Genomic DNA, 21,769 nt, shown 5'->3' with positions numbered 1-21,769 from the left:
TTACTAAGTTGAAGGCGGGGTTTGTGCTAGCCGTATTTGTGGTGGATTGAAGTAGCGACTATCATCGCACGGACACAACATTTTGAAAACCTAACTAGGTGCATGGGGGAACAGTAATTATGAAAAACCAACAAATAGTATTCGTAGATTCAGCAGTTGAAGATTGGCAGAGTCTGGCGGTCGGTGTTAAAGCGGGTACAGAGGTATTTTTAGTTGATCGCACGCGGGACGGCATCGAACAAATTGCCGAAGCATTGCAGAGCCGCAAAGGTATAGAAAGCGTTCACATTATTTCTCACGGGGAATCGGGAAGTTTGCAGCTAGGGCAAACTAGCCTGAATTCCGACAATTTAGAAACATATCGTGACTGCTTAAAACGGTGGTTTTCGTCATCTGTCAACTCAATTAAAAATCGATTTGAAATTCTGCTTTACGGTTGCAACGTAGCAGCAGGTGAAAAAGGAGAGGCTTTTGTACAAAAGCTGAGCAAATTAACAAAAGCTAATATTGCCGCTTCTTCAGATATTACGGGCAGTGCCCAAAAAGGCGGAAACTGGGTACTTGAATACGCTACTGGAGCGATTAAAACAGGATTGGCGATCGAGCCGGAGGTAATGGCAAGTTACGGGCATACCTTGGCTACTTTTACTGTTACTAATACCGCTGACTCTGGGCCTGGTTCGCTGCGAGATGCAATTACTCAAGCCAATGCCCTTGCTGGGGCGGATATTATTAATTTCAATATTCCCGCCGCAGGCGTTCAGACGATCGCGCCCCTGACTTCTTTGCCAATAATTACCGAGGCCGTAACGATCGATGGCAGCTCTCAGCCAGGATTCGCCGGCGCCCCGCTGATCCAACTCGATGGAACCAATGCCGGGGCTACAACTAACGGCATACTCATCACCGGCAGTGGCAGCACCATTCGGGGACTGGCAATCAATCGCTTTCAGGGTTCTGGAATCTTCATTTTAGGTAATACCGCCACAGGGAACTCTGTACTCGGCAACTACATTGGCACCGATCCCAACGGTACCGCCGACTTGGGCAACGGTGGTAGTGGCGTAGTAGTTGACAATGCAGCGGGTAACACGATCGGCGGGACTGCTGCGGGCGATCGAAATATCATTTCTGGCAACAATGCTTTCGGCGTGTTAATCAATGCCGCAGGTGCCACAGGCAACCGAGTGGTAGGCAACATCATCGGCACCAACGCTGCTGGTACTGCTGCGTTGCCCAATACCTTGACAGGCGTGCAAATATCGGGTGGTTCTAACAATATCGTTGGCGGAACTAACGCCGGCGATCGCAACTTAATTTCTGGCAATGGCAGCGCTGGCGTGTTTATCGATGGTGCCACAGCCACAGGCAACACTGTGCTGGGCAACTTCATCGGCACCGACATCAACGGTACTGCAGACTTAGGCAACGTCGGTTTTGGCGTGGCTGTTCAGAATGCGCCCAACAATACGATCGGCGGAAATACCGCAGGTGCGCGCAACATCATTTCGGGCAATAATGCTTTCGGTGTACTCATTCAAAACACCCCTGCTACCAGCAACGCTGCCACAGGCAACAGAGTCGTGGGCAACTTCATCGGCACCGATGTCAACGGCACCGCAGACTTGGGCAACACCTTGACTGGCGTACTCATACAGGATGCTGCCAGCAACACGATCGGCGGCACTGCAGCGGGCGATCGCAACATCATTTCCGGCAATGACGGCTTCGGCGTCCAAATTCTCAACGCCAATGCCACTCTCAACTCTGTACTCGGCAACTATATCGGCACCAACGCCGTCGGCACTGCTGCCTTGCCAAACACTATTGGTGTAGTTGTAGACAATGCACCCAGCAATACGATCGGCGGTAGTGTCGCAGGCGCTGGCAATATCATTTCCGGCAACAGCAGTCCCAACGCAGGTTTAGGCGTGCAGATTACAGGCGCCTCTGCAACAGGCAACACTTTGCGCGGCAATTTCATCGGCGTTGCAGCCAACGGTACTAGCCCCTTAGGCAATAGCTCAATCGGAGTACAGATTACCGCCGCAGCAACTAATAATGCGATCGGCGGCACAGCAGCAGGTGAAGGAAATATCATCGCCAACAACGGCAATATCGGCGTAGCTGTTGCATCTGGTACCGGCAACAGCATCCAAAACAACTCCATCTTCGCCAACCTTGGCTTAGGCATCGACCTCGGCAACGACGGCATCACCGCCAACGATGCGGGGGACGCCGACACAGGAGCCAACAACCTTCAAAACACCCCCGTACTCACCACCGCTACCGCCAGCGCTGGCAGCGTCACCGTCGCGGGTACTTACAACAGCACTCCCAGTACCTCGTTCACCCTCCAATTTTTCGCCAACACTCCCCCCGGCACCCAAGGCCAAACCTTCATCGCTTCTATCCCGGTAACTACTGACGCCGCCGGCAACGCTGCTTTCAATCAAACTTTCCCAGCAGCAGTCACCGCAGGCCAATTAATCACCGCCACAGCAACCGACGCCGCCGGCAATACTTCGGAATTTTCGGCACAGCCTGTTCCCGTTGTCGTACCGCTGAGTACCATCACTGGCATCAAATTTAACGACATTGACGGCAACGGCACTCAAGCTGCCGGAGAACTTGGCGTTCCCGGAGTTACAGTTTTCCTCGACACCAACAGTGACGGCATCCTCAGTGCCGGCGAAACTTCCGCAACTACCGGGGCTGACGGCACTTTCACTTTCGGCAACTTGCCTGCAGGCACTTACAACGTTCGGGAAGTTGTACCAGTTGGCAGTCAACAAACTACTCAAAACCCGCCCCCAGTGACGCTGGCAGCAGGTCAAACTACTCCTGCTACAGTTAATTTCGGCAACCAAGCAATACCAGTACCGCTGAGTACCATCGCCGGCATCAAATTTAACGACATTGACGGCAACGGCACTCAAGCTGCCGGAGAACTTGGCGTTCCCGGAGTTACAGTTTTCCTCGACACCAACGGTGACGGCATCCTCGGTGCCGGCGAAACTTCGGCAACTACCGATGCTAACGGCGGCTTCAATTTCCCCAACTTGCCCGCAGGCACTTACAACGTTCAGGAAGTTGTACCCGCCAACAGCCAGCCAACTACTCCCAATCCGGTTGCAGTGACGCTGGCAGTAGGCCAAACTACTCCTGCTACGGTGAATTTCGGCAATCGATCGACACCCGCTGTACTCGGCAGCATCACTGGTATAAAATTTAACGACATTGACGGCAACGGCACTCAAGTAGCCGGAGAGCTAGGCGTTCCCGGAGTCACTGTTTTCCTCGACACTAACAACGACGGCATTCTCGGTGCCACAGAAACTTCAGCAACTACTGGGGCTGACGGCAGTTTCACTTTCCCCAACTTGCCTGCTGGTACTTACAGCGTCCGGGAAGTTGTACCCGCAGGAACTCAAACGACTACTGAAAATCCGGTTTCAGTGACGCTGGCAGCAGGTGAAACGACTCCTGCTACAGTAAATTTCGGCAACCAAACAATACCCGCTGTACTTGGCAGCATTACTGGTATAAAATTTAACGACATTGACGGCAACGGCACTCAAGCTGCCGGAGAACTTGGTGTTGCCGGAGTCACTGTTTTCCTCGACACTAACAACGACAGCATTCTCGATGCCGGAGAAACTTCCGTTACTACCGGGGCTGAAGGCAGTTTCACTTTCGCCAACTTGCCTGCAGGCACTTACAACGTTCGGGAAGTTGTATCGGCTGGAAGCCAAACAACTACGGCTAACCCGGTTGCCGTCACACTGACAGCCGGTCAAACTAATCCTGCTACGGTTAATTTCGGCAACCAAACAATACCCACTGTACTAGGCAGCATCACCGGGATTACATTTAACGACATTGATGGCAACGGCACTCAAACAGCCGGAGAACTTGGTGTTTCCGGATTTAGGATTTTCCTTGACACCAATAACAACAACAATCTAGATACAGATGAAACTTCCGTTAACACCGGGGCTGAGGGCAGTTTCACTTTCCCCAACTTGCCGGCAGGTACTTACAGCGTGCAGGAACTTGTACCGGCCGACATTGCGCTAACTACTCCAAACCCGGTTTCGGTGACTCTGGCAGCAGGTCAAACTACTCCTGCTACAGTTAATTTTGGCAATCTATCGACGTTTCCTCCCCCTCCAACTCCAACTCCGACTCCGCCTCAGCCTCCGACTCCGGTACAACAAAGCAGCATCAGCGGTCTTAAATTCAACGACGGCAACGGCAACGGTACTCAGGATGCGGAGGAAACTGGTCTTTCGGGATGGCAAATTTTCCTCGATGCTAACGGGAACAACTCTTTAGATGATGGCGAAACTACTGTTACCACTGACAATTCTGGTAATTACAGCTTCAACAACCTCAATCCCGGCACCTACAATGTGCGGGAAGTGCAGCAAACTGGTTGGACGCAAACTACTGCTAATCCGGCGGCGGTTAATCTGGGTAGTGGCGAAAGTCAATCGAACGTTAATTTTGGCAATTTTCAAAATATTAGCATCTCCGGCAGCAAGTTTAATGACCTCAATAACAATGGGGCTTTGGATGCTCAAGAACCGCTCTTGCCGAACTGGCAAATCTTCCTTGACGCTAACAGCAATGACTCTTTAGATGCTGGAGAAGTTAATACTTCAACTGATAGTTTGGGTGGCTACAGTTTCGATAATTTAGTACCGGGAACTTATCGGGTTCGAGAAGTTAACCAACCTGGTTGGACGCAAACTACTGCTAATTCTGCTGATATTATTGCTGTCAGTGGCTCTAATGTTAGCAATATTAACTTTGGCAATTCCTTCGCTCAAGTCCAACCAACACCAACACCCACACCCACACCCCCACCAACACCAACACCACTACCACCGCAAGAAGGACAAGATGCTGACTGCATTTGTGAACAAATTGTTTTACCCAGTATTAGCAGTATTCGCGGCCCAAATTCCGTCACGAATAGCCGCAACGGTACTAACGGCAACGACACTATTCTTGGCACTAATAACGGTGACGAAATAAATGGTTTTGACGGCGATGATTTGTTAGCAGGGTTGCGAGGCAATGATAATATTTACGGAGGACTTAACAGTGCTTTCCCAGTTGGCCCAGATATAGACAGCGACTTGCTGTTTGGCAATGAGGATAATGATTACCTCAATGGGGTTGCTGGAGATGATTTAATCTTTGCGGGCAAGAACGACGATGTGGTTTACGGCGGCAAAGATGACGACATTATTTTCGGCGACCAAGAAAGCGATACTTTAATTGGCGACCAGGGTAACGATATTATCTACGGGGGAACTATTAACCCCTTGGAGCCGGATTTGACTGGCAACGATTTGGTGTTCGGTTTGGCGGGTGATGACTTCCTCAGCGGGGAGAAAAATCAAGATACGATCGCAGGTGGTGACGGTGATGATACAGTGCGTGCCGGCAAGGGCGATGACTTAGTTTTCGGCGAATTGGGCAGCAACCTGCTATTTGGCGATGAAGGAAGTGATACTATCTGCGGTGGCGAGGGGGAAGATACAGTTTACGGGGATATTGGTAGCCCTCTTCCCATTGGTTCTACTGGCGGACAAGACCAAATATGCGGCGGTTTGGGCAACGATTTGCTGTTTGGCAATGAAGGTCAGGATACTGTCAATGGGGAGGTCGGGAACGATACTCTTTACGGCGGTAAGGATGAGGATAGTTTGCTTGGCAGTGCTGGGGACGATTTCTTGTTTGGAGATCAAGGGAATGATACTCTGATTGGAGGCACCGGAAACGATCGATTTATGTTGGGTATTGACCTCGGCAGCGAGACTCTTTTAGACTTTCAATACGGTATCGATTCGATCGGCTTAATGGGTGGTCTAGATTTCTCCCAACTGAGCATTGTTGCCGAGAATAGTTCAACTCTCATCCGAGTTACTGGTTCCGGGCAACTTTTGGCAACTCTCAACAATGTGCCTGCAAGCGTGATTACTGCCACAGATTTTGCACTACTCTAGTGCGATCGAGCTAATTAATTAGGTGAGAATATTGTAGGGACGATGGATTAAGAGACTGTTGGCCAATCAAAAAAGGGTGAAACCAAACATCTTACAGAAGATTCCCCGTTGTTTGTGAAGTACACCCCTGATCCATGAATCCCCGTAGGGAAAAGGCATTGCCTTTTCCCTATTACTTTATCAACCTGGAATACGCTGTATAATCATGGCAAATAAACTCTGATGAGCCAGAAGTAATATCGTTTCCGGTTGCACGGCGCCCTGTCCTACCTGTGGGTAATATTAATTCCGATGCTACTGCAGTTGATATGACTCGGGGTCGAAAAACTGAATGGTTGAGTGTTAACTGTTGACTCGATTTTATGATTCCGATGCAACCGGAAACAATATCACATCAAACTTGGCATAGTAGAGGTCGTCGGTTCAAACCCCGCCACTTCGATCGACAAAACCCGCCTAATTAAGCGGGTTTTGTAGTTTTTCTAAATATTTTCACTCTTTGGCAATGATTAAACAATCACTCTCAACCTTAGACAGCATATCTGGAAAAGCTGATGTGTAATTCCCATCTTTGTCTACAATCCTGCGGATTGTATATCCGCTGTCAGGAGGTCTGCCAAAAAACGAGTTGGTGCGATGCCAGATATCTCCATTCGGAGTGTTCGGATCGCGATCGATCAAAAAATCTACAAGCCACTGCGGCACAGAGAATCCAAACACTATCGGCGTAATGTGTCCGTGCTGCAAAGTTGCATCCGAGAATCGGAACAAGTAAGTGATCCGAGAAAATTTGACTAAATAAAGTATAGCAACCGCCAAGGCGGTTAAGCCGCTGTGCGAAGCACAGCTTCCATTGCATCTCTCAGACAGCCGTATTGAGTTAGTTGTTTACGAATTCGACTCTTTAACCATGACCAACATCGCTCAATTTTGTTAAGATCGGGAGAATAAGAGGGTAAGTATTTTAACTGACACCCGGCTGCTTCAATTAATTGAATAATATTTCCACCTTTATGAAAAGTGGCATTATCTACAATTAGTATTTGCCCGGGTTTGAGCGTCGGTATTAAACAAGCTTCTAACCAAGTTTCAAAGACCGTTCGATTACAAGAACCCTCAACAGTAAAGGGAGCCAATAACTGCCCATTACAAAAGCCAGCAATCATATTAATCCGCCCTTGCCTCCTCCCACTTTTGAGATCGTAAAACCGCTGACCTCTTTCATTCCATCCATAGCTATAATTTTCTCTATTGTCCATCCCTGCTTCATCTATATACACTATTTCTTCGGGTTTATACACGACTATCTCTTCTCTAAATTCAGCTCGTTTTATTTCATTTCGCTCTTGATAACCATAAGTTTTTTTTTGCGAGTGAACCCGATTTTCTTTAAAGCTCTTGATATAGTACGATCGCTAATTTCTTCCGACCATAGTTGAGCCATCTCTACTTGAGTTTTATCTCCATTAACCTCGACAAATTTGGTAAATTTTCCCCAGTCAGTAATTTTATGCCCATTCCCAGGTGGTTTATTCGGCAGTGCTTGAAAGTCCCCTGTCTCGCGTTCCCGCTTCAACCATAATCGAATCGTGTCACGACTAATACCGAATAGAACACTGGCTTCACTAATCTTTAAGCCATCAAGCTTGATGGCTTGGATCACTTTTTGCCGGAGATCGTAACTGTAGGGTTTGGGCATGGGTTTCTATAAGAGCACAGCCTGCGCCAGATTAAGGTCTACTTCCAGTCTATAGCTTAACCGCCTTGGCGGTTGCTATAACATCCGTCCCGCCATTGATGAATGAAATGTCCAGATAACAGGGTCAAAAACGCGCAGCAATAACGTCCGTTCGCCAGCATTCCAGTCTGAACTGTACATCGTCAGACAATCGTCTGGTAAAACATTCCCGTCCATAAAAAAGATACCTTGCAGGACTTCGGGTAACTCGGCTGGATGTTCTACTTTCATCCAATTCGCGATGTCTTTTAGTTGCTTTTGTTCGATTAACATGGTATTATTTATCCTCAAAATAGTTGTGTTTGGGTTTCCTATTAGATACCCCCTTTATTTCTGAGTCGATCGATGGGACTTCGTTTGTGTGGCGTGCGGTTTTAACTCACATCTTGCACCATTCTCAATAAGGCTTTTATGGGCGGGCAGGAGGCCCACCCCACAAGCAATTAATTCTTTGTGGAACAGGCATCTTGCCTGTTCTTGAGAATGATATAATATCTCAGTTTCAACCGCTGTCCGATCGAGCTTTTGGATTAATTACCCCTGCAAATTCGGCTCAGAGGCTCGTCGCACTTTGCCTACCGTACTCACGACATCCACCAGCATCTTGAGTGCGATGTCTTTACCGGGGCAAATCCGTCCCGCACTCTGATCGCCCACGGAATGAAATCCCATATGAAAAGGGCACAGATTCTCCCGCTTAGGGTTGAATTCGTATACCGTAGAGCCCCAGAAACTCTCGTCTAGCAGCCCCAGGCTGAGCGGTATCAGTACCTTGGTTCCGGCAGGGAAAGTGCGCTCTTTGCCCGCTACCGTTGCGGTGAATGGCTCTGTCGCGACTCGGTGCGTGGCGCTGACCGGGGCCCAGAGGCGGGCGCATTCCAGGAGGAAAAGCTCGAGCGACGGGCGATCGTCCAAATCGAGCTGATCCCAAAAATCAGTCGGGTTAATTTCGGCCGTCTGCTGTCCTTTATAGGCGGGGAGAGGGCGGTATCCCATTGCCGTGTTGCCTAGGTGCAGAGGGCCTTGCAGTCCCGCTATCCCCATAATCGATGTCATCAGCTTTGCCAATTCCCGCTTAGTCATGCCATTGTTTTCCGAGCTCTCCTCGAAGTCGGCTAAAGCTGGGGAATTTTCATAGATAGTCGCTGCACGCTCGATTAGAGCTGATAAATCCCCGTGTCCAAAGACGTTCAGGCTTTGCAGCAGGTTGCCGATGACGGCGAAGTAATGCAGCGGGCTTTGGCGAGTGTAATGCAATTCGGTGAGAAGTTCGATCGACTCCTCGTCGTCTGGGTTGATCCCAAAGATGACGTAGTGCAGGTATCGGACTAAAAATCTCTTCCAACCGCGCTTGACATCGCTAAAAAACGCTCCCCCCGTACCGTGTGGCATCTCGGCATAATCTGCGGCTAGCCGATCGAGCAACCGTCTGCTGATTTCGTCTCCCTGGCGATCCGTTGTCGCACTGTTGAAGAGATACTTCTGCATACAGCTTCGGAATGCTGCGTGGTTGCTGCTAGCATCAGTTTCGCGATCGGACAAAGACAGTAGAAAAAGGTTTCTGCCGCCGACATCTTGGTTGGGCGCGCTATCGGGATCGAGTACAGAAGTACCAAGCCGCCATCCGCGCGCCTGGGGCGATGTGAGTGCTTTTTCCAGGGTGTCAAACTCTCCCATCACGACTTGCCCCGCGCAGCAAAAATTGGCTCCGAAAGCCAGCCGTTTTAGTGGCAAATAGGTGGGTTCGTTAGCAATTAAACCCTCAATCAGGGCGATCGGCGGTAACATCGTTTTGCTGAGACTTTCTTCCGGGTTTTCCAAAGCCCAAGCCTGAAACTCATTCAGTGCCGGGTTCATCAACGATGAGAAAATAGTATCTAAATTTAGGTTCATCATAATTCCTCCGAGAATCCCTCGCCATAACCCGCTTTGCAGTTAGCAGCAATAGGGTATTGAGCGGCATTTAAGCGGGTCTTGAATCCCACTTAAATGCCAAAATCAGTAAGTATAACTATAGCCATCTTTATTTGTAGACGCAGTGGCAATATAGATATAGTTTTACTGAATATGTCTGCAGCCAAGTCTAGCCTTTTCCCGGAGATTGACGGGAATTTTTAACGATTTCTGGTAAGTAGATATACTTTCTGCATCTAAAGTATTAGCCCTAATCTCTGAGAGTCGCACATAACCCGTAGTTATGTGCGACTACTTGCTATTAAATTTAGCCAAAATGGGCGACATTAATTAGAGTGGAGGATACCCCATTTAGAGATGCGAAAATTTTTCCGTTGGTCAGCCAACGGAAGAAAGTTGCACTATTTTCTTGAGTAATTGACAGTTGGGAGAAAGTAAGATTGTTGCCTAGAGAAAGCAAATCTTTAGTGTCTTCTTTTTTGCGATCGCGCCCTGTTTGACTTTGAAGACTCCACAAATAAGCGAATAAACCAGGGCTTTTTGTCCCGTCCCGCAGCGTCACCTCATCATTGTTAATGAATTTCAGCAAGTCATCGCCGCTCATCCCTTCATCATCAGCAGCCCAATCACGCCAACGGTACGGAAATTCAATCAGCGGTTTGTACTTATCAACTCTTTCCTCTAAAAAGGCTTCTTCTTCTCTGATATTTTCCGCATCATCTAATAGCTTGAGGAAAAGAATCCAAGTGAATTGGGGTAAACGGTCTAATTCCCCATTCACTCCCTTATCTTTCCGCATGATGTCACGCGCCGACTTTATCATGCTGCCGAGGCGTTGAGCAGTGGTGACGGGTTTATTGGTTTGAGATGTAGTGCGTTTGGGCATTTTGAGAGAAAATTAAAATAATCAAACTTAGAAATAGAACTCTTAGAAAACATCTACTAGACTGAGTACAAAAGATTTTGTAATTGATTTAGTGCTTTTTCTAACTTTTCTTGTTCTCCAAACAGTGTTATTATTTTAATTGCATCACCATATTGAGCAAATTCAGGATACTTTATAATTGAACCGATAATATTCTGAAATACAGAAAACCCCGTTTCAATATATTTCTCTAAAAATATTTCTAAAATTGCCCTTTGCTGTGTACTATACTGCTTAAAAAAATCTTGCTTCGTGCGGAATTTATCTACTCGCTTCTTCCTGTCTAAGTCTGGAGAGCGGATAAAATCAACGGGTTCTCTGAAAGTATAGTTAACTTGCTCACTTCCTCCTATAGTAATAGTAGCAGAAGCATACACAACTCCTCGTCTACCCGCTTCTCCGCTTGGCTCTACCCAGTAGATCCTTTCCCGATCCATTTTTATATCAGAAATTTTTTGAGTATCAATTTCATACAAGCAATCTCCTTTGGCTCTTAAAAGAGCTTCTGTCCTTTCGATCTCGCCATTATTCTGTATATCAATACAGTGGTAACAAAGTTCAAAAATTAATGCTAACTTGCCATTTATTTCTGTAAAAAATGCTGAAAGTGATGATTTTTCAACTGCTAGTGTAGTTATTTCAAATCCAATTTCCGTAGCTAATTCTCGTCTTAATCCACTATTAATAAGGTTATCAATAGTTAAAATAATATTTGAATAGTCAAGTGATGGTACGTCTTGTTGAAGAGCCTTAAGGCAGGATGCAATATTGTTATAAATAGATACCTTGGCTCCCATTTTATTACACTCATTTAATAAGTTATCCGCTAGTTCTTCAGTTTGCTTGTTTCTATTTTTAAAGAAAGCGTTATCATCACTAATAAAATATATTGTATGTGAATCTGAAAGTTCTAATATTGCTTCCCAAATAGCTGAATCTTTAAATTGCTGATTCTTGTCTCCATTAGGTTGAGTTTTTTCATTAATTCTCCTTAGTGCTGATTTAGCGTGTTCAAACGTAAAGAAAAGCCCAATAATTACGTCCTCCAAATCGGTCAACCTTTCTTTAACAGCAGCTTCTAATTGAGCTTTATTCGGTACTTCATAAGAATCGCGAAAGCCCATAATTACTTCAATAGATTTAAATCCTTTATTAATTTGTTCAATGGCTTTAAGTCCGTTTTCAACAATATTTCTCGTAAGCTCTTCTTCTATAATTTCCGGTAGACCTATTTTTCCATTACTTTGTTTGAGGATGTAAAGCAATGCCGAACCCATAGCCGTTCGCATCAAAAGACTAGATTCTTGCAACCATATATTTGTATCAATTACTACACAAATTGGTTTTTGTTCTGCGGACATTATTACAACTCCTTTCACTTCTCCTAAGCCGAATACAATAAACTCTGCAACTGCTCCACTGCCTGCTTCAATTTATCTGCCCCGCCAAATAAGCGAGCAATTTCCCGCACGTTACCATACTTCTCAACCGCTTACACCTTCAGAGCTGCTGGCATTATCAACTGCTGCGGCCCACCTTGAGCATAAATCCCAAATCCCAAATCCCAAATCTAAAATCTAAAATCTAAAATCTAAAATCTAAAACCTAAAATCAAATGACGCCCGCTAAAGTTTCCCACCAGTACAAAAGCACTTTACAGGAAACCCGCAGGCGTCAAAATCAAGCAAACTTAAATCTTAGAAAAGACCCAGTGTGAAAGATTTGTCGATCGGGAAAATAGCACCAATACCCAACCACAAAGTTACCGCAGTTCCCAAGAGGAAAACAGTAGTCGCAACAGGGCGGCGGAACGGATTTTGAAACTTGTTAACGCTCTCAATGAACGGAATCAAAATCAAGCCAAGAGGAACAGCCGCCATGCAAGCAATACCCAACAATTTGTTAGGCAAAACGCGTAGGAGTTGGAACACAGGCCACAAATACCATTCCGGCAGAATTTCCAGCGGAGTAGCAAAAGGATTAGCAGGTTCCCCAACCAAAGCGGGGTCTAGTACGGCCAAACCGACGCACAGAGCAAACGTTCCCATGATGACTATAGGGAAAACGTAGAGCAAGTCATTAGGCCAAGCTGGTTCGCCATAATAGTTATGACCCATGCCCTTAGCGAGCTTAGCGCGGAGCGCGGGATCGCTCAAATCAGGTTTTTTGAGAATAGACATAGTAACAGTGTTCTCCTTTTAATTTTACCCGGGGCTGCCATTCCGCTGTATTCGTTAGTTTGAATCAGCGGCGCGATCGCAGGAAGTGTTAGCCGTAAATAAATATCATGAGTGATGAATTATGAATTTTCAACTCAAAATTCAGCGGGGGGCAAAAAAAATACCGCCCCCACAACTCAAAACTTACAACGGGCCAGAGATACCTTGCTTGCGAATCATCAAGAAGTGAGCCAGCATGAAGACTACAATCAGCCAAGGCAACACAAAAGTGTGCAAGCTGTAGTAACGAGTCAAAGTGCCTTGACCGACGCTGACACCGCCACGCAGCAGTTCAACCATCAAAGAACCGACAAACGGGATAGCTTCGGGGACGCCGGAAACGATTTTAACTGCCCAGTAACCGATTTGATCCCAAGGCAGCGAATAGCCGGTCACGCCGAAAGAAACAGTGATGACTGCCAAGATTACTCCTGTCACCCAGGTTAACTCGCGAGGCTTTTTGAAGCCGCCGGTCAGGTAAACCCGGAAGGTGTGCAAAATCATCATCAGTACCATCATGCTCGCAGACCAGCGGTGGATGGAGCGGATCAGCCAGCCGAAGTTGACTTCAGTCATCAGGTATTGCACTGAAGAAAAAGCTTCTGCTACCGTGGGACGGTAATAGAAAGTCATGGCGAAGCCGGTGGCAAACTGGATCAGAAAGCAAACTAAAGTAATTCCGCCCAAGCAGTAGAAAATATTGACGTGCGGGGGTACATACTTTGTAGTGATGTCATCGGCGAGCGCCTGAATTTCCAGGCGTTCCTCAAACCACTGGTAGGTTTTTGAGTCGGTGATTTGTTTAGAAAACATGGAGCCAGAATTCCTAAAAGAATATTGCTGTGGTTGAGGTTCAGGGCAGCAGCCACAAGGTTTTTTGTCGCCCCGCGCCGAGCAGCTTGCTTTTACTAGCAAATGCCTGAGGCTATTTTTTAAATTTGGAGCTGACGAAAGGAACTCTATTGTGCGATCGCCTGCAAGCCCTGGGAAACTAAGCGGTGGCTTGTCCCTACTCGCTGGCGTTGCCCGATCGAATTCCAGACTGTGATAAAAAATGTAACATAATTGCCGTGCAATTTTCACGCACGCGATCGCTTTTTGGACACTTAAAAGGCTTTTTTAGGAATCTCAACATCCGCCCAAGCTCGTATGCGGGGAGGGCTGAGCTACAGAAAGCAGTCCGAGCCGGAAACAGGTTTGCCGGGAGAGGCCCAATTTCATCTCGATCATAAAACTTCACTTTCTGCCCCAAACGCCCTCAATGTCAGTCGAGTAACCCGAACCGGTTCGATCGTACAACCGAATCTTGGTTGGTAGTAAGGACTTCAGTCTTTACTAACAAAATCTGCTGGCTGCAACCTGCATATTTTCGTAAAAAAAGCCGGTGATTGCGCCCATCCGTAAAAGTCCTATCACAATTGAAAAGAAGGCAAACTTTCCACAAAAACTGGCAGCAGTGGCGAGAAAGGAGAGGGAAGCGGCGGTATCGGAAAGGGAATTTCAGGAAGAGACGGGAAGGATGGAAAGTCTCGCGATGGCGGTGTAAAGCCAGTCGAAACGATCGCGCAATCTGATAGATTCACATCAGTAATATTTTGAACATCGGCGATTAAATCCGATCCGGCCAATATCCGAGTTCCCCGTCTCGTACCGTCATCATAAGATTCAAACCGGCAAGAGAAAAAGCGAGAACCGTTACGATTTTGTACGAAACCAACGATTTAAATTTTGTCGCCTTCGCCCAGGTTAAAATCCTGAATAATGGCATGGCGACCTTCACCGCCATAGAAGAGGTAACGGCGGGCATTTAACGAACCGAGAACAAATATGTCAGCTTCCCTTTGCCCGATTAAATGATCGATTTGTTCTCCAGTTGATGAAAAGCTGTAACCAGATATGAGGTCATTACCTGGCCCGCCAATCAGGGTGTCGCTGCCTTGATTTCCCTCCAGCAAATCGTCTCCTGCATTGGCGTTGATGTAGTCATTATCTAAGTCAATTAGAGTGTCATTGCCACCTTCTCCAAACAGGCGATCGTTACCTTTGCCGCCCCTTAGCACGTCGTTGTTGCTGCCACCAAACAAGCGATACTCATGGTTAGACGAAAAGAAGGTAAGGTTTTTTTTAAGAATACAAAAGGGGCGATATATTGAAGAAGGATAAATTTTTAAACGGTTAAGTGATTTAGGTTTAATGCCAGGTAGTAGCTTTTATTTTAAGGATGTTCACGTTAGGAAGCCAAAAGGGTTGGGCAAATTGATATTGCAGGTTATTGTCAGCGTCGATATAGAGGTCATGGGGAAGACGAAGGTTGGTATCTGCTCACAAATTTAGGAAGTCTGAAAGAAGCTGTCGCCACATTAAAATGTCGGAGTGGAATCCAAGCTATGTTCAAAGATTGTAAAACCGGAGGCTATAATTTTGAAAAAAGTCACGCTTCTACTGAGCGCTTGAAAAGTTTAATTTTATTGATAGCTTTTGCGTACAGTTGCGCCACTTTACAAGGCAAATAACTTCAAAAGAATGTATTCAAAAATATGTGGGAATCCTAACACAAAAACCGCGAACTATACGCCGACCTAGTAGTTGTTGGATGGGATTGTATGGTCATTATTGGGTAATAGGAATAGAAGGTTGTGAAAAAATGATTGAGGAATTAATGGCAATAAGACGGAACAAGCTACCATTTTTTCAGAGGGGTTTGAGGGCTATGTTCCTGATGATACGGACGTTTTGACAGCGTTGTCACCCCGTGAACACTAAATCTTGTTGCATCCAGACAGATAGTCCTGGACGTACTCCGAGACTCACAAACCGGGTTTTTTACCGAATCTGTGGGTGAGAACCCGTCTTTTCGTACATCAAACCCGGTTTCTCGACTCCGATGCCTAAGTCCTAATCGAGATACTCAGGTGGTGCTTTAGTATCGCTGCGGAGAGTGGAACAAGGTTTACAAGCAATCCCTCGCGGGTCGCGCCAGCCAAAAGCGCAAACGAATCGCGCCCTATTCCTGAGACGATCGCGTAATATCATCGACGACCGATCGCTTATCGGAAAATTGGGTTTAAAACCCCGTGCTTCTAGCACGGCTTTGTGTCAAAATAGGATTGGTCACAGACCCGCCCAGATTTGAGATACTCCAAAATAAACAGCTTGGTTGAAAGTCCTGTCAGAGTTGCGATCAGAAACAGGGGAAGCAAAAAGGGCAATGGAAGTCCAACCCTAAAAGCAAACAAGTATTTTAGTTGCGTACAAAACAGAAAAGTCGCCGTAGGGCATTGGGAGACTTAAAACGGACATGGAGAGAAGGTAAGACTGGCTTGCTAGCACATCTGAGCGAAGTGTCAAGAATCACCGTTGCTTTAGCGGGCGTGAGTATGTCAATTACAAGTGCCAGCGGAAGGCCCGCGATCGTGCAAAAGGCGAGTTAAATCTGCAACAGCTTTCCCAGCTTACAAACGTAAAATACATAAAATGTAATACTTACTGGTATTTTACGGAACAATCATGCACAGACGAGTTTTCCAGATTGCGATTTTACTTTTCCTCCAAGTCGCCCTGGTTCTAGGCGGGTGGGTCGGGCCTGCGGCGGCCCTAACTCCAGAACAGCAGCTATTGAGCGAAGCTTGGCGAATTGTCAATCGCTCTTATGTGGATGACAGCTTCAACAATCACAATTGGTGGTCGATTCGCGAAAAAGCCGTTAAACAACCGCTCAACGACAGACAGCAGACTTACACGGCGATTCAGGGGATGCTGGCGAATCTAGACGACCCGTTCACTCGACTGCTGAAACCCGAACAGTACCGCAGCTTGCAGGTCAACACTTCGGGAGAATTGACGGGAGTGGGGCTGCAAATTGCGATCGACCCCCAGACAAATAGCCTGACAGTGGTGGCTCCTTTGGTCGGCTCACCGGCGGATAAAGCTGGCATCCAACCCCTCGATCGCATTCTGAAAATTGATGGCACTCCCACCTCAGACTTGAGCCTAGACGAGGCTGCAACTCGAATGCGCGGCCGCATCGGCACTGCTGTTACCTTGACCTTAGGGCGCGAGGGAAGGGACGTTGCTGAGGACATTGAGCTAGTGCGCGATCGCATTGCTCTGAATCCGGTTTACGCCGAATTGCAGTCGCCGGAGAATTTACCTGTGGGCTACATTCGCCTGAGTCAATTCAGCGCTAACGCCACTGAGGAAGTCGCTCGCGCGATCGACCGCTTGGAAAAACAAGGAGCGACCGCCTACATTCTCGACCTGCGAAACAACCCAGGGGGACTGTTGCAAGCAGGGATTGAAATTGCCCGCCTGTGGCTCGATTCCGGGACGATCGTCTACACGGTGAACAGACAAGGAATTCTGGGCAGTTTTGAAGCCTCTGGAGAAGCCCTAACTAACGATCCGCTGATTGTTTTGGTGAACAAGGGAAGTGCCAGTGCTAGCGAAATTTTGGCTGGTGCTTTGCAAGATAACGGCAGAGCTCAACTGGTAGGAGAAAAGACTTTTGGCAAAGGACTGATTCAGTCGCTGTTTGATTTGTCTGACGGTTCCGGGTTGGCCGTGACTGTTGCTAAGTACGAGACACCGAACCATAAAGATATTAACAAGCTGGGGATTTCGCCCGATCGCGTAGTGCCTTTGGAACCTATCGCGCGTGATCAGATTGGAACCGCAGCAGACTTGCAATATCAAGCTGCACTGCAACTACTGAAAGAAAAAACCGTGCTGGCAAAGTCAGTATAAGCCCGAGTTTGAAGTTTTGAGCTTGCAGCAGGGCGTCAATAGACAGGTCTAAGTCTGTCTCTGCGTTTCGTTCGCAAGGACAGACAAGAATCATCCTAAAAACTCTTTAACTCAAAGTGATATCACGTCCGACAGATTCATCTGTCATTCTTCGCTGTGCGAAGCAATGACATAAAACTAATGATGCACATCGGACGTGATATCAAAACCCAAAACTCCCCTTTCCTTAAGGTTGCGGGGTTGAGTCGTCGGCTTCGGGTACCTGGGCTTCTTGCAAAATCACCGGACGCTGCTGCGGGTCAGCTTGGTTGCTTTGCTCTTGCATCACAGTTTTAGCCAGACTAGGGTCAAAGTAGCGGTTAAAGTCCGATCGCGACTGATTTACTCGCGCTTGGGTAAGATTGACTTCAGCTTGGATTTCGTGCAATTTTTCTTGCACCGCCCGGTAGTGAGGCAAAAGCTGAAGCAAAGCAGAAGTGGCACAGACTGAAAGTACCATGTTGACCGCCAACTTGACGCCTGTTTCGGCCGCGAGGGTTTGGTGAGGGTAGGAACGCTGGCGGCTGCTGCTGCGACGAGGAGTAACCCGAGGGGAGTTTTTTACAGGACGCAGTGGGGTAACGGGGGGTTGAATCGCTTGCATAATTTTTTTTCAAATACCTGAGACTGACGTTTTAGAGTTCAACAGAGCAAATTCTGAGCTTAACGCACACTCGCCGCTGTTTGTCAGGGTGCTGACAACCAAAATTGTTGAGACAAAGGTGACGCCTGAAGACGGAATTTTCCCATAAAAATGCCTGCCCTTGCAGTGTCGTCTTGCTGAACACAAACAATCTACTGCACTGGGGCAGCAATTGTCTGTATCTGTAAAGCGAGAGATTTAACTGGTCAGGCAGGCGTTGTGCGGTTCGCAACTGATGTCTGGAAACTATTTGTACAGTTCAGTTGACAGCCGGAAAGCCATGATTCCGGGAATCAAAGCAATTACGAGCGCTACGTAGACTTGGGTATCTGTTAAAGACATATTCGCAAAACTCCTTTTCGCGCGTACGAGCTTTCACCAATTTGAGACAAATTGGCACTTTTGGGAATCATTTGTTACAACTTGCAACACAAATGCTGCCTCCGGGAAGGAGTGACGCAGTGGCGCAGTGACGCAGTGGCGCTGTTTTTGAGTGTCGGAGGGGGAGAATTTTTCCTTGTTTCCTGGGACTGCTTCCTTCGGACGTTGTTGGGACGATCGCCTCGCACACAATTACCGCGTTAGGTTAAGATTTAAGTGAAGGTGACACTAATGTTAGACAGAGCGCGTAATTTGCGCTGCGCTCGACCCTTGCCAATTTTAGGTGCACAAAATAGTTAATGCTAGATCAATTTCTCGACGCTTCACCCAATTTTGGAGTTGACGGCTTTTTATTATTGTTGGTTTTGGTGGCTTTGGAGGCTGTACTTTCGGCTGACAACGCGATCGCCCTGGCGTCTATTTCTAAAGGTTTGGAAGATGCCAAGGACCAGCAAAAGGCTCTCAACGTTGGTTTGATAATTGCTTTTGTACTGCGGATCGCCCTAATTTTAACGGCTACCTGGGTGATCCAATACTGGCAGTTTGAACTGCTTGGTGCTCTCTACTTGCTGTGGCTTGTTTTCCAACATTTTACTTCAGAGACAGACTCCGAAGGAGAACATCACGGGCCCAGATTTGCGACTGTGTGGCAAGCAATTCCCATGATTGCTTTTACGGATTTAGCGTTTTCCTTGGATAGCGTTACTACTGCGATCGCCGTTTCTGACAACACTTTTATCGTCGTAACAGGTGCTACTATTGGAATTATTGCCCTGCGATTCATGGCCGGGTTGTTCATCCGCTGGCTGGATGAATTCGTTCACCTAGAAAGTGCTGGTTACATCACAGTTGGGTTCGTGGGAATGCGGTTGTTGGTGAAAGTAATTGATCCAGATTTAGTTCCTCCCCAATGGCTGCTAGTTTCCAGTATCGTCTTGATGTTTGTCTGGGGATTTTCTAAGCGTACTCCCGAACCAGTCGAGATTGCAAAATCTCTAGAAATGGCTCTCAATCAGCCGGATTCAGAAGTTGCCGTGCCAGAATCGCAAGGACAAAAGTCCGAAATTTAACATACTTTCATTTGAAGAAAATTAGCTTAAATCTGTCAAACCAACAAGATTGAAGGCTGGTGAAAACGTACAAAGGCCTTTCATCCCGGTGACTTTAGTCCGGGGATGAAAGGCTTTTATTTTGTAAGATCGTTTCTTTCATATCAAATCTGTTAGCATCGGAATAGTAAATTCGAGTTGACTGTTGACGGTTGACTGTTGACTGTTCACTCTCAACAGTCAACAGTCAACCGTCAACAGTCAACATCATTCCGTTGTAACTGGAAATGATATCACTACCTGATCGAACTTATAGGAGTACAATTGGGCCCCTGGGAAGGCAGTTATCAAAATCAGACTCAGCAATGGTTAGGCTGGTGGGATAGCGAGGGGAATTGGTTGCTGAGGGGGTTGGCGGCATATTGGCGATCGCAGGCGATCGATCCGGATCTGATTTTAGCCTTGGTGGCTGCTGTATTTTTTGAGGAGATGGGGAAGAGGGCGAGGGATGAGAAGGAGTTGCAGGCGATCGCGTTTCATCTATCGGGAAAAAGTGTAACCTTCCGGTTGAGCGGCTGCAAGTAACCTTTTCTACATAGGGCAAGGGTTTTAGATTCTTTTTCGGAGATGTCTAATGATCGCCGCCTTGATCTAATTCAAGAATACTACGTTGTCTTTGCTCATTTATAAACCTTAGGTACTCCATGTGTTTTGCAGATAGCTCAGGATCTCTTTCTTGATAAGAAGACGCAGAGCCTTTAGATTTTTTCTTAATTTTTATGAATGAAGGCATTTTCTTTAATTTGGCTTGTCGTGTAAAAACAAAATGCGTCGATCTTATTTTTCCTTTACCTTCCTTCTTGGTTGACAACATACCACTCTCATGCTGATGCAGTTTAATATTTTTGTATCTTTCATATAACTGTCTTATATGAGCCTCGCTTTCTGTAGAATAAAACCCTATTATCGAATCTGAGCTGATGACTTGGAACGAATTCAAGATTTCAATATCGCTATCATTAGAAATGCAAGTTACTGAAGTTCTCTGCCCATATTTATATACTTTTGGATCGTACAGACAAAGTGTTATTTTTGGTGACACTGGAAGAAAAATTTGCAATCCACTGGCGGTAATACTTGTGACGGCAGGATCTTCTAGCTCGCGGTAAAGCCAGTTGTACATAAATAGGGGATGATCAGATATATAAAATTCTGAGGAAGTTTCATTTTTGATAATATGATATTCCAAATCTCCTAAAAGCTCAGCAAGAAGCACCCCATTAAGAGTAATTTCAGAGGCTAAATTATCCTGGTTAAACTTGAATTCTCCAGCACTTGCCTCTTCTGGATCAATTCCCTTCAAACTTAGACACTCTCGCACTATGGACTCAAATTGCGAATTGACGAATCCACTCACTCTTTCACTAGCTTCAGGCGTTCTGAAGTATAGAGATAAAATAAATCTGTGCAAAGTTAATAGGTCTTCCCTGATTATATTAAAATCTCCACTGACGATTTTATTTACTAGGCTTGAAGCTGGTCCCTCTATCTTTTCAGCTAGCAAATTCTCGACTAGGTTGTCTTTGCCATAAAAATAGTTCTGTGAGAAGAGGTCTCTAACTGGTTGATTATATCTCCACTGAGACCTCTCCATATCAAATATATTGATTTTTTTACCTTTGCTCCCATCACAAGCCCAAGGCTTAAGCAGAAACTGTGGGACAAAATGCTGCTTCTTCGTACTCATTAACAACTCTCACCTACTACATACGAGGCTAAACTCCAACCAAATAGCCTGGGTATATATCCTAACAAGCAAGTCAGTCGCATAAATTATAATTGTATCGCCGATGCGGTACAATACATCATATAACCACAAAATACCGCAAGTTTTCCATGTATGTCAACCCCTTATTAGTCCCCATCCGAATCTCTTTTTCTCAATAGAGTTCGACGCACGCTCCGACTCAAACCTCTTACTCGTCGCACTGAAAAAAGCTATCTTTATTAGATACTAGAACATTTACTTTTATAATCAGCGACATTCACAACAAATGGGAGTTCAAAAGATTCATACTTATATTTTTTAACCTAAATT

General features: G+C 46.4%; 16 protein-coding genes and 1 pseudogene. 5 read left to right on the top strand and 12 right to left on the bottom strand.

Annotated elements, in window-relative coordinates:
* Positions 1-119 precede the first annotated feature (119 nt).
* Entirely contained in the window at positions 120-6,020 is a 5,901-nt protein-coding gene (locus tag D0A37_RS02845; RefSeq protein WP_242720789.1) for an SdrD B-like domain-containing protein, read from the top strand.
* 492 nt (positions 6,021-6,512) lie between these two features.
* Here the strand turns inward: D0A37_RS02845 and D0A37_RS02840 are convergent, their stop codons facing one another.
* From D0A37_RS02840 to petB, 8 genes are all read right to left on the bottom strand, one after another.
* On the bottom strand, positions 6,513-6,839 hold the full coding sequence (locus D0A37_RS02840; protein ID WP_242720786.1) for a hypothetical protein: 327 nt from the start codon (positions 6,837-6,839) through the stop codon (positions 6,513-6,515).
* Positions 6,840-6,844: 5 nt separating this feature from the next.
* Positions 6,845-7,719 (bottom strand): IS630 family transposase gene (locus D0A37_RS02835; RefSeq protein WP_242716884.1). Its coding sequence is split into 2 segments (ribosomal slippage): positions 6,845-7,387 and positions 7,390-7,719, totalling 873 coding nucleotides; the frame shifts between segments, so codons are not numbered across the junction.
* A gap of 75 nt (positions 7,720-7,794) precedes the next feature.
* The gene (locus tag D0A37_RS02830; protein ID WP_242720783.1) at positions 7,795-8,031 is read right to left on the bottom strand and encodes a hypothetical protein; all 237 of its coding nucleotides are present in this window, start codon (positions 8,029-8,031) and stop codon (positions 7,795-7,797) included.
* A gap of 261 nt (positions 8,032-8,292) precedes the next feature.
* The gene (locus D0A37_RS02825; protein ID WP_242720780.1) at positions 8,293-9,654 is read right to left on the bottom strand and encodes a cytochrome P450 family protein; all 1,362 of its coding nucleotides are present in this window, start codon (positions 9,652-9,654) and stop codon (positions 8,293-8,295) included.
* Positions 9,655-9,979: 325 nt separating this feature from the next.
* Positions 9,980-10,558, bottom strand: coding sequence for a type I restriction-modification system subunit M N-terminal domain-containing protein (locus D0A37_RS02820; protein ID WP_242720777.1), 579 nt, complete (start codon positions 10,556-10,558; stop codon positions 9,980-9,982).
* 56 nt (positions 10,559-10,614) lie between these two features.
* On the bottom strand, positions 10,615-11,958 hold the full coding sequence (locus D0A37_RS02815) for a PIN domain-containing protein (RefSeq protein ID WP_242720774.1): 1,344 nt from the start codon (positions 11,956-11,958) through the stop codon (positions 10,615-10,617).
* A gap of 336 nt (positions 11,959-12,294) precedes the next feature.
* Positions 12,295-12,777, bottom strand: a complete 483-nt coding sequence (gene petD, locus D0A37_RS02810; protein WP_242720771.1) for a cytochrome b6-f complex subunit IV — start codon at positions 12,775-12,777, stop codon at positions 12,295-12,297.
* Positions 12,778-12,960: 183 nt separating this feature from the next.
* Positions 12,961-13,629: a cytochrome b6 gene (petB, locus tag D0A37_RS02805; RefSeq protein ID WP_006633252.1), complete on the bottom strand. Its 669-nt coding sequence runs from the start codon at positions 13,627-13,629 to the stop codon at positions 12,961-12,963.
* A 571-nt stretch (positions 13,630-14,200) separates the two neighbouring features.
* On the opposite strand from petB, the gene D0A37_RS02800 reads away from it, so the two are divergent.
* Positions 14,201-14,362 (top strand): hypothetical protein, encoded by a 162-nt coding sequence (locus D0A37_RS02800; protein WP_242720768.1) that lies wholly within the window; start codon positions 14,201-14,203, stop codon positions 14,360-14,362.
* 175 nt (positions 14,363-14,537) lie between these two features.
* On the opposite strand, the gene D0A37_RS28855 is transcribed toward D0A37_RS02800, so the two are convergent.
* On the bottom strand, positions 14,538-14,900 hold the full coding sequence (locus D0A37_RS28855; RefSeq protein WP_278187145.1) for a calcium-binding protein: 363 nt from the start codon (positions 14,898-14,900) through the stop codon (positions 14,538-14,540).
* 1,423 nt (positions 14,901-16,323) lie between these two features.
* Here D0A37_RS28855 and ctpA point away from each other — a divergent pair.
* Positions 16,324-17,559, top strand: coding sequence for a carboxyl-terminal processing protease CtpA (ctpA, locus tag D0A37_RS02790; RefSeq protein WP_242720766.1), 1,236 nt, complete (start codon positions 16,324-16,326; stop codon positions 17,557-17,559).
* A 226-nt stretch (positions 17,560-17,785) separates the two neighbouring features.
* On the opposite strand, the gene D0A37_RS02785 is transcribed toward ctpA, so the two are convergent.
* Together D0A37_RS02785 and psaM are read right to left on the bottom strand one after the other, a co-directional pair.
* Complete coding sequence (locus D0A37_RS02785; protein WP_242720764.1) at positions 17,786-18,202, bottom strand: slr1601 family putative cell division protein; 417 nt, start codon at positions 18,200-18,202, stop codon at positions 17,786-17,788.
* Between the two features lie 285 nt (positions 18,203-18,487).
* Positions 18,488-18,583, bottom strand: coding sequence for a photosystem I reaction center subunit XII (gene psaM, locus D0A37_RS02780; protein WP_190660159.1), 96 nt, complete (start codon positions 18,581-18,583; stop codon positions 18,488-18,490).
* 338 nt (positions 18,584-18,921) lie between these two features.
* Here psaM and D0A37_RS02775 point away from each other — a divergent pair, with 338 nt between their 5' ends.
* Together D0A37_RS02775 and D0A37_RS29285 are read left to right on the top strand one after the other, a co-directional pair.
* A complete protein-coding gene (locus tag D0A37_RS02775) occupies positions 18,922-19,692 on the top strand; it encodes a TerC family protein (RefSeq protein ID WP_242720761.1) in 771 nt (256 codons plus the stop codon).
* Between the two features lie 276 nt (positions 19,693-19,968).
* Positions 19,969-20,082, top strand: a pseudogene (locus D0A37_RS29285) (Uma2 family endonuclease); the annotation flags it as partial.
* A 220-nt stretch (positions 20,083-20,302) separates the two neighbouring features.
* Here D0A37_RS29285 and D0A37_RS02765 read toward each other — a convergent pair.
* Positions 20,303-21,418, bottom strand: a complete 1,116-nt coding sequence (locus tag D0A37_RS02765; protein WP_242720758.1) for a DUF4238 domain-containing protein — start codon at positions 21,416-21,418, stop codon at positions 20,303-20,305.
* Between the last annotated feature and the right edge of the window lie 351 nt (positions 21,419-21,769).

The sequence above is a fragment of the Microcoleus vaginatus HSN003 genome (genome assembly GCF_022701255.1).
Classification (GTDB): Bacteria; Cyanobacteriota; Cyanobacteriia; order Cyanobacteriales; family Microcoleaceae; genus Microcoleus; species Microcoleus vaginatus_B.
Note: the sequence above shows the minus strand (reverse complement) of the source record. Positions and strands in the feature narration are given on the sequence as shown.